Origin of the sequence: Ancylomarina subtilis (genome assembly GCF_004217115.1) — a bacterium.
In the GTDB taxonomy this organism is placed as follows: domain Bacteria; phylum Bacteroidota; class Bacteroidia; order Bacteroidales; family Marinifilaceae; genus Ancylomarina; species Ancylomarina subtilis.
The window spans coordinates 2,051,374-2,066,143 of record NZ_SHKN01000001.1; the positions used below are offsets into that span (position 1 = coordinate 2,051,374).

Annotated in this window: 14 protein-coding genes; 5 read left to right on the forward strand and 9 right to left on the reverse strand. The window is 36.9% G+C overall.

What is annotated here, in order from left to right; all coding sequences use genetic code 11:
- The first annotated feature begins 42 nt into the window (after nucleotides 1–42).
- The 3 genes from EV201_RS08360 (at nucleotide 43) to EV201_RS08370 (ending at nucleotide 3,423) form a co-directional block, all read left to right on the forward strand.
- Nucleotides 43–978, forward strand: a complete 936-nt coding sequence (locus tag EV201_RS08360) for an ABC transporter ATP-binding protein (RefSeq protein WP_130307135.1) — start codon at nucleotides 43–45, stop codon at nucleotides 976–978.
- A 68-nt stretch (nucleotides 979–1,046) separates the two neighbouring features.
- Nucleotides 1,047–2,387 (forward strand): ABC transporter permease, encoded by a 1,341-nt coding sequence (locus EV201_RS08365; RefSeq protein ID WP_130307136.1) that lies wholly within the window; start codon nucleotides 1,047–1,049, stop codon nucleotides 2,385–2,387.
- 157 nt (nucleotides 2,388–2,544) lie between these two features.
- Nucleotides 2,545–3,423, forward strand: a complete 879-nt coding sequence (locus EV201_RS08370) for a radical SAM protein (protein WP_130307137.1) — start codon at nucleotides 2,545–2,547, stop codon at nucleotides 3,421–3,423.
- 76 nt (nucleotides 3,424–3,499) lie between these two features.
- Here EV201_RS08370 and EV201_RS08375 read toward each other — a convergent pair whose 3' ends face one another.
- The 3 genes from EV201_RS08375 to rsfS all read right to left on the reverse strand — a co-directional run bounded on the left by EV201_RS08375 (nucleotide 3,500) and on the right by rsfS (nucleotide 6,890).
- Entirely contained in the window at nucleotides 3,500–4,324 is an 825-nt protein-coding gene (locus EV201_RS08375; protein ID WP_165389622.1) for a phosphatidate cytidylyltransferase, read from the reverse strand.
- 112 nt (nucleotides 4,325–4,436) lie between these two features.
- Nucleotides 4,437–6,485: an ATP-dependent zinc metalloprotease FtsH gene (ftsH, locus tag EV201_RS08380; protein WP_130307139.1), complete on the reverse strand. Its 2,049-nt coding sequence runs from the start codon at nucleotides 6,483–6,485 to the stop codon at nucleotides 4,437–4,439.
- Between the two features lie 30 nt (nucleotides 6,486–6,515).
- On the reverse strand, nucleotides 6,516–6,890 hold the full coding sequence (gene rsfS, locus EV201_RS08385) for a ribosome silencing factor (protein ID WP_130307140.1): 375 nt from the start codon (nucleotides 6,888–6,890) through the stop codon (nucleotides 6,516–6,518).
- Nucleotides 6,891–7,046: 156 nt separating this feature from the next.
- Between rsfS and EV201_RS08390 the strand changes: the two genes are divergently transcribed.
- Nucleotides 7,047–7,796, forward strand: a complete 750-nt coding sequence (locus EV201_RS08390) for a biotin--[acetyl-CoA-carboxylase] ligase (protein WP_130307141.1) — start codon at nucleotides 7,047–7,049, stop codon at nucleotides 7,794–7,796.
- 16 nt (nucleotides 7,797–7,812) lie between these two features.
- Here the strand turns inward: EV201_RS08390 and EV201_RS08395 are convergent, their stop codons facing one another.
- From EV201_RS08395 to pyrE, 4 genes are all read right to left on the reverse strand, one after another.
- Complete coding sequence (locus EV201_RS08395) at nucleotides 7,813–10,080, reverse strand: TonB-dependent receptor (RefSeq protein WP_130307142.1); 2,268 nt, start codon at nucleotides 10,078–10,080, stop codon at nucleotides 7,813–7,815.
- Between the two features lie 230 nt (nucleotides 10,081–10,310).
- Nucleotides 10,311–10,643, reverse strand: a complete 333-nt coding sequence (locus tag EV201_RS08400) for a hypothetical protein (RefSeq protein WP_130307143.1) — start codon at nucleotides 10,641–10,643, stop codon at nucleotides 10,311–10,313.
- Nucleotides 10,644–10,735: 92 nt separating this feature from the next.
- Nucleotides 10,736–11,233 (reverse strand): hypothetical protein, encoded by a 498-nt coding sequence (locus EV201_RS08405; RefSeq protein ID WP_130307144.1) that lies wholly within the window; start codon nucleotides 11,231–11,233, stop codon nucleotides 10,736–10,738.
- Nucleotides 11,234–11,323: 90 nt separating this feature from the next.
- Nucleotides 11,324–11,956, reverse strand: a complete 633-nt coding sequence (gene pyrE, locus EV201_RS08410; protein ID WP_130307145.1) for an orotate phosphoribosyltransferase — start codon at nucleotides 11,954–11,956, stop codon at nucleotides 11,324–11,326.
- A 128-nt stretch (nucleotides 11,957–12,084) separates the two neighbouring features.
- Here pyrE and EV201_RS08415 point away from each other — a divergent pair, with 128 nt between their 5' ends.
- Nucleotides 12,085–12,687 carry an NUDIX hydrolase gene (locus EV201_RS08415; protein ID WP_130307146.1) on the forward strand — a complete coding sequence of 201 codons (603 nt, stop codon included), beginning with the start codon at nucleotides 12,085–12,087 and terminating at the stop codon, nucleotides 12,685–12,687.
- A 23-nt stretch (nucleotides 12,688–12,710) separates the two neighbouring features.
- Here EV201_RS08415 and EV201_RS08420 read toward each other — a convergent pair whose 3' ends face one another.
- Nucleotides 12,711–14,117, reverse strand: a complete 1,407-nt coding sequence (locus EV201_RS08420; RefSeq protein WP_130307147.1) for a TlpA disulfide reductase family protein — start codon at nucleotides 14,115–14,117, stop codon at nucleotides 12,711–12,713.
- Nucleotides 14,118–14,207: 90 nt separating this feature from the next.
- The gene (coaD, locus tag EV201_RS08425; RefSeq protein WP_130307148.1) at nucleotides 14,208–14,681 is read right to left on the reverse strand and encodes a pantetheine-phosphate adenylyltransferase; all 474 of its coding nucleotides are present in this window, start codon (nucleotides 14,679–14,681) and stop codon (nucleotides 14,208–14,210) included.
- Between the last annotated feature and the right edge of the window lie 89 nt (nucleotides 14,682–14,770).

Below are 14,770 nucleotides of genomic sequence, written 5' to 3' on the forward strand. Positions count from 1 at the left end.
CTAACTATCAATAATAAAAACCCCCATTAATTTATATTTAACATGGCGTTTTTCGAAGCAAAAAACATAATAAAACAGTATGCCGGACACACCGCTTTAAGTGGCGTGAGCATATCTGTTCCTGAAGGAAGCATCTTTGGCCTATTGGGCCCTAATGGTGCGGGTAAAACAACCCTCATTCGAATTATCAATCAAATTACGGGTCCTGATTCTGGCGAGGTTTTCTTTAATGGTGAGCCCCTAAAACCGGAGCATGTGCACCACATCGGTTATCTGCCCGAAGAACGTGGCTTATATAAAAAGATGAAAGTTGGCGAGCAATCTATCTATTTGGCTCAACTTAAAGGCATGAGCAAACAAGATGCCACAACCAAACTTCAGGCTTGGTTCAAAAAATTCGATATCCTCGAATGGTGGGACAAAAAAGTTGAAGAACTTTCTAAAGGGATGGCTCAAAAAATTCAGTTCATTACAACCATCCTTCACGAACCCAAACTATTAATTTTCGATGAGCCCTTTAGTGGTTTCGACCCCATCAATGCCAATCTTCTGAAAAAAGAAATTCTGGAACTTCGCGATAAGGGATGTACCATTATTTTTTCAACCCATAATATGGGTTCAGTAGAAGAAATTTGCGACTATATTGCCTTAATCCATAAATCAGAAAAAATACTGGATGGATCATTTGAGGATATCAAAAAGCAATACCGTACACACACCTACAACATTTCATTTAAGGGTGAACTCGAAGAATTAAAGACAAACCTAACGAGTGATATTGAGATTTTGGAACATCAATCAGGAAAAGAATTTCAATCCTTAAAATTGAAACTGAATAATGGAACAAGTTCGAATGATCTCCTTTCACAAATCCTCCCACATGTTGAGCTTGTTTCATTCAACGAAATAATTCCAAGTATGAATGATATTTTTATTCGCGTTGTGAATGAAAAAAATCTGAGCCTCGACATGGAATAATTCCATTCCCTTATATAGATAAAATAATTCATTTCATTCCGATCATATCGGACATACAGATAAATACAATGAACAAGATATTAATCATTATTCAACGTGAATATTTATCACGAGTTAAAAAGAAATCCTTCCTTCTACTAACCTTCCTTACGCCCATTTTAATTGCAGGTATTTATGCTTTCATGATCTGGATGATGATGAAGGACGATACCGAAAAAAGAACCATTGGTGTTATTAATGAATCAGAATTAGTCAACCCGGTGGAATCTAAAGATTACACCACTTTCGAATATCTAAACAATATAAGCTTCGAAGAAGCTAAAAAGATGCTCGATACGAAAGGATACTACGCGATTCTGAAGGTTCCGCAAGATGTTTTGGAGTCACAAACAGCAGAACTATTTTCATTCAAGCAAGTAACCATCGAGGTCAAATCCGAGGTTGGATCTCAGATTCGCAATCACATCGAAACAATAAAACGCTCGAAGATAATTGCCGAAGCGAATATGCCAGACTTGGAGCAAAAGTTAGCGGCAACGAAAACACCTATATCGGTAAAAACCATCAAATTTGGTGAAGATGGCGAGATAAAACAAAGCTCCACGGAAATTGCAATGGGACTTGGTTTTGCCATGAGCTTCATCATTTACATGTTTATTTTCATGTATGGCGTACAGGTGATGCGTGGTGTGATTGAAGAAAAAAGTAATCGTATTGTCGAGGTGATTATCTCATCGGTAAAACCTTTTCAATTGATGATGGGAAAAATTGTGGGCGTTGCCATGGTTGGCTTAACTCAGTTCTTAATGTGGGTAATACTAACGGGAGCTATTATTACTATTGGTAGTGCTGTATTCCTACCTGGCATTGATGCTGCAAGCATTCAGCAAGCTTCTTCATTAAGTGAATTACCAGCTGCCGGACAAAGCATCAATCAGGCGCAACTCAACATGATGCAAGATGTGCTTGGCACATTCGATTTTGGATATATCATGAGTATTCTTGGAGGTTTTATTTTCTTCTTTCTAGCTGGTTATTTATTGTACTCAGCCCTATTTGCTGCCATTGGTTCAGCAGTTGATAACGAAACAGAAACCCAACAATTTATGCTCCCTATAACATTACCACTGATCCTTGCTTTGTACATTGGTATGGCAGCTGCCAAAAATCCCGAAGGTGCAATTGCTTTCTGGGGATCTATCATTCCATTGACATCACCAATTGTCATGCTGGTACGTATTCCTTTTGGCGTTCCATTGTGGGAGTTGCTCTTATCAATGACTCTATTGGTTGCAAGCTTTATTTTTGTAACCTGGGTGGCTGCAAAAATCTACCGCACCGGTATTCTTATGTATGGCAAAAAGGTTTCCTACAAAGAAATATGGAAATGGTTACGCTATCACAGATAATGTGTGATATGAGGATTTGCTGATGTGATGATTTAGAGTTTAAATACTTATCCAATTATCATCAATAAAATCTTCAACTCATAGATTTTAATCAATGCCTCGTTTTAAACGAGGCATTTTTTATGAATCACTATTCAAAATTTGATATTTTTGCAAGATGATTAACTATGATGAACCCTTATTTCGCCCACCAAGTGAGGCATATTCACTAATACTACAAGTCAGTCTGGGCTGTGCCTGGAACAAATGTGCTTTTTGTGAAATGTACAGTAGCAAACAATTTCGGGTTCGACCTGAAACGGACGTATTTACCGAGATTGAATCGCTTTCACCATACTCCGATCAGATTCGAAAAGTCTTTTTAGCCGATGGAAATGCCATGGTTTTATCCTTCGATAAATTAAGTCGTTTGTTAGATAAACTAAATGCTTGCTTTCCAAAACTCAATCGGGTTTCTGCTTATGCCTTGCCTCGTGATATTGAATCAAAAACAGATGAAGAATTGCAAATTCTAGCCTCCAAAGGTTTAAAATTACTTTATGTCGGCATTGAATCCGGCGACGATGAATTACTTCAAGTCATCAACAAGGGAGAAAGTTTTAAGAGTACAAGCCAAGCTTTACAAAAAGCGAGACAGGCAGGTATCAAGTTATCAGTTATGATATTAAATGGCTTGGGAGGGCAAAAATTCTCAGAACAACATGCGATCAACTCAGCCAAACTAGTCAATGAAATTCAACCTGAATTTTTATCAACATTAGTTTTAAGCTATCCCCACGGCGAAGAGCATTTCAAACAAAAATTCAACGATGAATTTATTCCTCTAAACACGATTGAGTTGATTGCCGAAATGAAAGTGTTTATAGAAACACTGAGTCTCGAAAACACCGTCTTTCGTAGCGATCATGCCTCGAATTATCTCATTCTAAAAGGTAACCTTAGCAGAGATAAAGATGAGCTCTTAAATCGGATAAACGGCGTACTAAATGATCCAAACAACGCAAAACTAAGACCCGAATGGATGCGTGGATTGTAACCTGAAGCAAAGACACAAAAAAAGCGATCAACTTATCAGTCGATCGCTTTTTTTTATATTTGATAATAAATCCAGTTTACTTACTGAATTCCTTTATAATTTCTAAGAAAACGAAAACTACTGGTGCCACTAACAAAATCGCATCAAAACGATCGAGAATCCCACCATGCCCAGGTAAAATTGTTCCCGAATCCTTAACATTGATACTCCTCTTAAACAGAGATTCTACCAAATCGCCTAAACCACCTATAACAGCAACGATAAGACCTACTGACAACCATATCAATAAGCTTAACTCCTGACTGAAATACGAGCAAGCCCAGGCTGCTAATAAAGTGGCAATACCACCACCAATACTTCCTTCCCAGGATTTTTTAGGAGAGATTCGTTCAAACAATCTGTGTTTCCCAAAATTAACACCAACCAAATAGGCACCCGTGTCATTGATCCAAATCATAACAAACAAACCCATTATAATATCAGGTCTGAATTGTTCAGCACCATTCTGAAAAGCAAGATAAATAAGCAATGCAAAAGGTAATGCCACGTATATAACGCCTAATAAAGTGTATGCTATATTTGCAAAAGGATTTTCCTTTTTACGATACAATTCAATAATAAAACTTAGGAATGTGAGGAGAATCAACAACTGGAACAGAACTGTTTTCCCACAATAAATATGCGACGCTACTGCACCAAACAATAATACAACGGCTATCAAACCTGTAACTAACTGAGGAGACGCATTGGCTTTTTTTACCAAACCATAAAATTCATAATTTGCTAAAAGAGCTATGCCCAAAAAGGTAGCAATTAAACCAATAGGATGAACGTATATCCCCACGATCAATACGATTACAAATAATACTGCTGTAAATACTCTTTTAAAAAAATCCCCCACAAGAATCATATTAGTGCAACACAAAAAATTAAGTCGCCAATTTAAACAAAAAAGAGCTAAGTTGTCAACTCTCATTGACACCTTAGCTTTAAAAAATATCTTATATCAGAAATTATACAGCCGTAGAGTTGTTCTCTTCTTCTGATGTTTCTTCGTTCTTTGTTTCTTCAGTTAGAAGTAACTTAGCCTCTCCAACTTGATTTAATCCAAACTTTCTTTTTCCAAAAATAGCTTCCAAATCTTCACTAAAGATCACTTCACGTTCCAATAACAACTGGCTCAATTTTTCATGACCTTCCCTGTTATCCATAAGAACTTGCTTGGCTCTCTTATAAGAATTTTCAATCAACAATTTAACTTCTGAATCAATAAGCTCAGCCGTTTTCTCGCTATAAGGCTTAGAGAATCCGTAATCAGCCTGTCCGGTTGAATCATAATAACTAACATTACCAACTTTCTCACTCATACCAAATATAGACACCATAGCTGTTGCCTGTTTGGTTACTTTCTCCAAGTCGTTTTGAGCCCCAGTTGATATTTTCCCGAAAGTTAATTCCTCAGCAGCACGACCTCCAAGAGCAGAACACATTTCATCAAGCAACTGTTCTTTTGTGGTAATACTTCTTTCCTCGGGTAAATACCAGGCAGCTCCAAGCGCTTTACCACGCGGAACTATAGTTACTTTAACCAATGGATGAGCATATTCCAATAACCAGGAAATAGTCGCATGACCCGCTTCATGATAAGCAATGGTCTTCTTCTCATTTACTGATATAATTTTATTCTTTTTTTCTAAACCTCCAATAATACGGTCAACCGCATCAAGGAAATCTTGCTTTTCAATCACATTCTTTTTCTTACGAGCCGCAATCAAGGCCGATTCATTACAAACATTGGCAATATCAGCTCCAGAGAAACCTGGTGTTTGTTTGGCCAAAAAATCACTCTTTACCGAATCATCCAATTTCAATGGTCTCAAGTGAACATTGAAAATTTCTTCACGCTCATTTAAGTCTGGCAATTCAACATGAATTTGACGATCGAATCGACCGGCACGCATCAATGCTCTGTCCAAAATATCAGCGCGGTTGGTTGCCGCAAGAATAATCACACCCGAGTTGGTATCAAAACCATCCATCTCAGTCAATAGTTGATTCAAAGTATTCTCGCGCTCATCGTTAGCACCCATATTAGGGTTCTTACCTCTGGCACGACCAATGGCATCAATCTCATCAATAAAAATGATACAAGGTGATTTCTCTTTAGCTTGTTTAAACAGGTCTCGCACACGACTGGCACCAACACCAACAAACATCTCAACAAAATCAGAACCTGACATACTAAAGAAAGGGACATGAGCTTCACCAGCTACAGCTTTTGCTAAAAGAGTTTTACCTGTTCCCGGAGGGCCTACAAGTAGAGCTCCTTTGGGGATTTTCCCACCTAATTGGGTGTACTTTTCAGGATATTTTAGAAATTCCACAATCTCTTCAACCTCTTGTTTAGCCTCTGCCAAACCAGCAACATCCTTAAAGTTTGTTTTAATATCTGATTCCTTATCGAAAACCTTAGCTTTTGATTTACCAACATTAAAAATATTGCCACCACCAGCACCACCGCCAGCGCCTTTACTCATTCTCTTAAATACAAAGAACCAGATCGCAAGAATAATCAAAATTGGAAAAATAAATCCCAGAATATCACCAAAGTAATCCTTATGATCGACATACTTTACAGCTACACGATCAGCTTCAGGCATTGATTCTTGAGCCTTTTCAAGATTTTTCTCAAAATTCTCAATCGATCCAATGGTGAAGAAATAGTGTGGTCCTGCCTTTGACGGCGAATCAAATGAATTTGAGAATAGATCAGGATATTTATCCAAATTCGCATCCTTGATATAAACATTTACATTACCCAGGTTACGAACAATCTCAATTTTTTCAACATCATGATTGCGCAACATCTCAACTTTCACCTTATGCCAACTTGTTTCCTTTGGATTTTGTTGGTAGGTAAAATATTGAATGGCTAAAAAAGTAAGAGCTATTATTCCATAAATCCAATAAGCATTAAACTTAGGTGGTTTCATCATATTAGCAGGTCCTTTTCCTTTTTTATTAGGAGGTGGAGGTGTATTAGGCATCTTCTTATTTGTCATTATATTATTGTATAATTCTATTTGTAATAATTAAAGAACATCTGATATGTGGTTGATTTTAGCATCAGCCCAAAGTTGTTCCAATTGATAAAAATCGCGATATTCTTTTTGAAAAACGTGAACAACGACATCGGCATAATCCAGAAGCACCCATTGCGCATTCCGAAGCCCCTCTTTCCGCCACACTTTTTCATTTAATGCTTCCAATGTTTCATCTTGAACATGATCGGCAAGCGAAGAAACATGTGTATTTGAAGTTCCATTACAAATAACAAAATATTTACATACCGCACCACTTACATTTCTTAAATCAACACTTACAATATCTACAGCTTTTAAATCTTTTAATGCTTCAATAATCGTATCGACTAATTTTTCAGGTGAATGTTCTCTTTTTTTAGTCATATATTAATTTTAATCTTACAAAGATAATTTTTTTTTAAGTCTATTATAATAAAGCAAACTATAGATTTAGCCAGATCTGATAAAAACAGAGTTTGAAGTCTTAGAAATTGAAATCTTCATCCTAATTTTGTATCCAAATCATATTTAAATCAAATTATGCCAAATTTATTTCACCCAGATCGAATAATTAGAGTCAATCAACTTGATTCAACCAATTCGCATGCTCTCCATCTGTTAAAAAACAACAATACGTCAGGTGGCACTGTCGTTATGGCATTAAATCAGACAGAAGGCCGCGGACAGCAAACAAATACCTGGGAAAGTGAAAGCGGCAAAAACCTTACCATTAGTCTCATTCTTCGTCCCGACTTCATTCTGGCTCAGGATCAATTTCAGGTTTCCATGATTATTTCGCTAGGGGTTTCAGATTACCTAAGAGCTTATACAGAGAATGTTAGTGTCAAATGGCCAAACGATATCTATATTGGAGATAAAAAGATTGCAGGTATTCTCATCGAGCAAGCAATTATGGGTGCTTACCTGTCACATTCGGTATGTGGCATCGGCTTAAATATCAATCAAAGTAAATTTATTTCCGATGCTCCCAATCCCATCTCTCTAAATATACTGACTAAAAAAGAATATAATCTGGAAGATGAATTGCTAAAACTTTTGGCAGCTATTGAAAAACGCTACTTTCAATTATTCAATGATGGGGGCGAAATTATTGAGCAGGATTATCTAAAGTCCTTGTATTGGATTAATGAAGTACATTCTTTCAAAGATGAAGAAGGAACGTTTTCAGGAAAAATTATCGGCATCACAGAATTTGGACAACTGCAAATTGAAGATGAACAGAAGAAAATTAGAACTTATAATTTTAAAGAGGTGAGCTTTTTAAGATAGCCCACCCCTCTACTGATTAAAGTTCAACTGTAAGCTTCAAGCTGATATTTCGTCCCTGATTTAAATAATCAAAGCTTTTTAGTGTTGATAAATGATCGATGTATTTTTCGTTGAAAATATTGTCTGCAGTGAATACCAAATTTGTCGTATACTTCCCTAATTTTAGAGATGTCCCCATTTGTATAGCAAACAAATTATAAGCGGCAGTTTCTGTTTCAAACATAGCGGGTTGATTTTGCCTAAAAGCATGCTTCCATGACAGGTTCAGGAATGGAGAATCAAAAAAACTTGCCCCCTTTAAAATAAATCGCAGTTCATTATTCAACTTATGCTGTGGTACAAATGGTAAAGCTTTTCCATCATCATACTTCGAAATGACCATTGCGTAGTCAGAATGAAATTTCATAAAACTAAACGGAACAACATTAAAGGCCACTTCGCCTCCATAAAGCTTTGCATCTTGTTGGTCATAGGCATACACAAAACCGGTTCCCTCTGGTGAGATCTCGTCAGTCGGTGCCAGATATATAAAATCATAAACCCGATTATAAAATACAGAAACATCGATATTATGTTTCTGCGTATGGTAGTGAAGGCCCAAATCAGACTCTATACTTTTCTGAGGATCTAAATTGGTGTTCCCCTCTTCGAAACGACTTCCATGCATACCATGTTGCGACAATTCGGCCAAATTCGGGACCCGATAGGCGCTGGCAATATTGGTCCTCAGAAGAATATTTTCAGAGAGATGATATGTAGTCCCGATCGATGCATTCAGATTATTATACTTCCTGTTAATATGTACCATTTCTTCATGCTCATCATGCACCTCAGCTTCACTGTGAGAATGGCCTCCGGCTTCTTGCTCCGGTACATAAAGAAATCGGTTATCATATCGAAGTCCCAACTGCCATTCCCAAAAATTAACCTCTTTTTTATAAAGCGCAAAAACAGAAAAATCATCAATATTAGCGTTCGGGATAATACGATTGGGCGCCTTGTTGTTTCTATTCGTTTGATGCATCCCCTGAATCCCTACTAAAAACTCCGTGCCTTCCGATGTTGGGAAATAAAGCTTACTGTCGTATGTTAAGGTGTTTAAATCCATATCTACCAATCGAAAAGTGGTTGATTCGGGATTCCCGTTCAGTCTTCGTTGATTGAATTGATAAGCTGCATTTAATTCAAGCTTAAAGTCTCCTATAAAAAGTCGATTTCGCGATGCAATTAAATGCTGGGATAAATCCTGATACCAAAATCGATTCTTAAGCAAGCCCTTTCTTACCAAAGGAATTGATTCTTCATTAGTCATTCCTAATTTTGGACGCAGATAGTCGTAATAAATTTTAAAACTACCGTAATTCTTAATCAAGCCCAGTCCTACTTGCAAGCCCTTTGAATTAAAACGGGTATTGGGAATATAATCACCATTACCATCCTTATAATCATGATGAGATTGCTGATTCGCTCTTAACATCCAAAACCAATTTTCCCGACTGCCTTTAACACCGATATTTCTGTTAAACCCCTCGGTCACACTATAAAATTCAGTGCTGACATCTGCCTTAATTGCATTGGCCGGAGCCGGTTTTTCACGCACAATATTTATCACTCCCCCCATGGCATCTGATCCGTACAATAAGGAGGCAGGTCCTTTAATCACTTCAATATGGTCAACCCCCTGATCGTTTACCAGAAACGGATGATCTACAGAGAATTGAAAATTTTCCAGTCGGACACCATTATTAAGAAAGATCAGATTGTTAAGCGACAAACCTCTAATGACCGGCGAACTCACCCCGGGACTTCTCGAAATAAGATCCACACCGGGGATATGTGCTAGTTTTTCCCCCATAGATGGCGTAAGCAATCGATCGAATTCCTGTTTGGACATGACAGATATCTTTATTGGATTCTCGTGCTGCGAAGATGGAAATCCCCCGGACACAACAACATCCTGGGTTGTGACGGATGTGAAAACAAGATTAACATTCAAGTTTAAATCCGAATCTTTTAGTTGGAGTTTTTTAATAACCGTTTCATAGCCCATATATGAAAATTGAACTGTAAAACTTCCATTGGGTAAAGCATCTAGTTGATAGGAACCATCCGTCTGACTCAAAGTCCCTTTTTGGAGTTCAGGTATAAAAATACTGACACCTGCCAAACCTTTTAAATCATTTTGGTCAGATACAGTACCATACAGCTTATTTATTTTGAGGTCTGACGAAGCCAACGCCATTTGTGGCAATAGAAATAATACTGCCCATATATAACGAATCATATTTGCAAATTCTTTTTTTTATAAAACATAGGGAAACAATCGCATATGGTGTTTACTAACTAAAACCACACACGTACATTCCGACCAGTAGAATAGTCAGAAAATAGAGATCATAAGCATCACATGCCAACACATTAGCGAATAGCATTAATGAATAACAAAGACAAGGGTAAAAAGACACATCACTAAACAGTTTTTTAAAAGTGATATGAACTCGTCGATATGATCTCTTAAACAAAAAGATTTACTGCATATGGAGGTGCTCTATGGCTATAACCAAATTCGTAATCGAAGGAATTTGCTTGATAATAAGTAAACAGGTAAGATTTTAATTCAATGGCTACAACCGGAGTGATACAGATTATATCGGAAGCCACAAAAAAGAAATAATCAAATTCTAAGATGCCACAAACATCCTTAATGTCAGAATCTGTATGCTGACATGAATAGCCATGATGTTCGTGATTAGGAAACATCAAATGCTCCGCCTTTATTACTATAGGCAGAGTAAAAGCAAAAGCAAGAAGCCAAGCCAGAAAACGATGTTTGCTATTTTGATTCATTCTATCACAAATCTAATCAATAAAAATTAGCAAACAAAAAAGCTATTGATCAAGTCAATAGCTTTACATATGTATCTGATATGGGATTAATCTTAGTTAAGATTCTGAAGATTTTGATATGGAATCTGAGTCATGCCTTCAGCCAGTTGTTCAATGCCTTTCTCCAATTTCTTCTTCAACATCATCTTCATCATAGCATTCAACTCAGCATGTACGGTTAGTCTGAGCTTTGTTTCATAAGGCCCTTTTTCAATCAACTGAATCCAAAAGTAAAACTCAAAAGGACTGCGGCCATATCCGGTCAGTTTAAGGGTTTTGTTCTCCTCCTTCTCAACAAACTGCAAGCCGGCTTCACCAAAACCTTTTATTACAAAAGAACAGTTGTCTTCTGTAGCTTCCCAATGTTCAATTTTATCCTTAAAATTCATCTTTTTATCCGTTTGCTCTTCAATCTTGGCTTGAACCTCTGGATTCTCAGCAGCCAATTCAAAAACTTTCGCAATTTTTCTAAAATCAGATAAAAATGAATAGATACTATTCACATGATTTGGAATAATTTTGATATCACTTACAATCTTCGTTGTTGACATATACTTTCTCTTTTAGAATACAAAAGAGGGTGCCCAATGATAAGACACTCTCTTTTGCTTTATTTTTTATTCGCTATTTGAGCTTATTTTTTACTTTCTCCAATTGGCTGGATCCTTTCGCCATTCTTTCAACTGATCAACATCTTCCGCTTTTACATAGCCAATTTCCTGTGCACAATCAATCATTGTGTTGTAATCACTCAAGGTATCAACAACACAATTTGCATTTGTAAAGTTGTCTTCAGCAGTTTGGAATCCGTAAGTGAAAATGGCAAGCATACCCATCACGTTACATTCTGCCTCACGAAGTGCTTGAACAGCTTTCAAACTTGATCCACCTGTAGAAATCAAATCTTCAATCACAACAACTTTCTGTCCGGCTTTCAAATCTCCTTCAATCATATTGGTCATCCCGTGAGCTTTTGCGGCAGAACGAATATAAACCATTGGCAAATTCAATTCATCAGCAACCAAAGCACCAAGTGCAATAGCTCCTGTTGCAACACCTGCAATCACTTCAACATCCGGATATTTTGCTAAAACTGCCTTTGCGAAAGCCTTTTTAATATCATTTCTTACTTGAGGATACGATAAAGTTTTACGGTTATCGCAGTAAATTGGCGACTTCCATCCCGAAGCCCATGTGAATGGGTTTGTAGGTTCTAGCTTAATTGCTTTTATTTGCAAAAGGTATTCAGCGATTTGTTTTGCAGTACTTTGCATAGGACTATTGGATTAAATGGTTCGATAAATATGAGTTGATTAAACAAAACTGAGTGAAATACTCAAGCTTATACCACAGTGATACAAACTTTTACAACACCAGTCTCATAATCTGAAATCATCCGCAAATGTATAAAGTATTTTTTAAAGATCGTGCAATTTTCTTAGGCGATAAGACTGAAAGCTTGAATTTTCATGGCATGGTTTATCTATGGACAGAAGGAAATAGTTTAGAAGCCATCGTCACTGATTTCGATCAAGATGAAAATAAGACCGCTTTATTTTTTGCAGCTGAGGATGTGGAAGCTCTTTTTTCAGAATTCAAAAATCAATTCAAGTACATTGAAGCCGCAGGCGGACTGGTTTTCAATCAGGAAAATGAAATTCTGGCTATTCACCGTCTGGGCAGATGGGATTTGCCTAAAGGAAAAGTTGAAGAGGATGAAACAATAAGTGAAGCTGCCATTCGCGAAGTTGAAGAAGAGTGTGGCATCAGCCATTTACAACTGAAGGAAGAACTTGAATCGACTTATCATACGTATTGGATGAATAATTCGTGGGTGCTAAAACGCAGCTATTGGTTTAAAATGAGCTATAGCGGCAATGAAAAATTAGTCCCACAGACCGAAGAAGATATCGAAAAAGTAATTTGGATACCGACAAATCAACTTGACGAATTCAAATCCAACACCTATGCTTCAATTCTCGAAGTCTTAAAAAATCTGGCCTAAATTCAAGTACAAAATCCAATGGTTCACTTTTGGGAATAGTTTTCCCGGAGGATTTGTCTCTGAATCTTCACAAATGTTTTTTCAATCCCATCATGAGGTCCTCTTGCAGGATACTGATAGACTTTCCCTTCGGGGTCGATAATAATATAAGTTGGAAACACTTTAATCTTATAATCTCTCAAAACTGTATTATCCTTATCAATCTGCACAACAGGCCAAGTTGCCTCCTGGCTTTTCAAACGGTTCTGAAAACGAATAGAATCAACATCACTGGCCAAACTTAAAAATTCGATATCCTTACCAAAAGCTTTTTTCAATTTCTTCAACAATTCAAAATCACGCTCCCAAACTGAATTTGTCGTATTACAAAAATTCAGATACACATATTTCCCCTTATAGTTTTCCAGACTAATGTTACCCACTTTGAACTGAGGGGCCTTTGTGTTTTTAAGTAAATGCGATAGTTCAATCAGATAATTTCGAGTCAACTTACTCAGGTTTTCATCTTGAGAATTCAGCTTGATTTTTTGAATAATATCAATCGCCTTTCTTCGGGTTAACAGCCCATTTTCAGTTCCATCGAACACTGACTTGGCTAATAGAATGTCTCTAAAATTTTTATCCTGATAAACCGTATAGGTTTTCATAACATCATTCAAAGCCTGATAGGGAGCAGACGATTCAAGCGCCTTGTTAAACTTGGATTTTTCTCTTCGATGAAAAGCTGAAGCCAAAGGATTGTCATAAATTTTCTTGAACAAAGTTGTGTAAGCCAAATTGTTCAAGGCTATTTCCCGATTTGCAAAATATTGATTCTCCATGCGAATATAAGCCTCCGGCGAAGCCAGATAATCCAAATAAGCCAAACGATATTCCAAATAAACCCGAAAATACGGGTGTTTCACATCAGCAAAATTTGTTTTCATTTGCTTCGCAAAATCTATCCCAAGAGATGATGAGCCTTGATTGTAAATGCCATCAAAATTTTGATTGATGAAATTATCAATTTGATTATCGAACAGACGAATCAAACTATTCAGTCCGTTTTTATCTGCATTTCTAAAACCTAGAAACACATCCTGAGGTTCAAAAAAAGGATCCAACTTTTGTGCAGGAGATAAATCTCTTCGTGGTGGTAAACTGACCTGATATTCCTTACCTGCTTCAACAAAAAAATAGCCTCGAAATACACCAAGAGGTAAAAATATCATTTGCGTTTCAGCTATTTCAAATTCAACCGAAAACTGACCTTGCTTATCAAGTTTCATGACAGCTAATTGCTTCTCAGTTTTCGAGAAAGCATCGTCATAACACAATACTTTGATTTGCATATTGGCATAGGCCGCATGTTGCCCAAACAACTTTACTTTTTTAGCAAATGTACTTTGAACTCCAAGAGTCAATATCAGTAAGAAAAATAGTGATCGCATATTCAAATTTTTATAAGTGAATATCAGGAAAAACAGGTATTCGTATCCTTCATTAACATCGAATACGAATAATCTGTTAAATCTTATTGGTTACAATTTGTAAGCATCGGGATCCTGCACCACCGGCACGAATTGTGAAGCATCTCCCCCATGACGAATAATATCACGCACAATGGTTGATGTAATCATGGTATGTTCTGGTGTTGTCAATAAAAAAATCGATTCCAAATCGTACTCCATTTTTTTATTGATTTGTGCGATGGCGCGCTCATATTCGAAATCGGCAGCTGTTCGCAAGCCTCGTAAAATAAATTGTGCCCCTTTTGACTTGCAATATTCCACCGTTAAGCCACCATAAATCTCAACTTCGATTCTTGGGTCGTTATTAAAGCTCTCCTTTATCCACTGAATCCGTTTCTCAACTGGGAAAAACTGTTTTTTCTCAGCATTATAACCTATGGCAATTACGATTTTATCGAATAAGGGTAATGCTCGTGTGACAATTGATTTGTGTCCTACCGTAAATGGATCAAACGATCCTGGGAATATGGCTATACGCTCCATTTTTTTCTTAATAAATTTTCCGAGATCATCCTTACAGTGCCGAATTCTCTCATATTTTGATAAACTAATAATACAAACTTAGATATAAT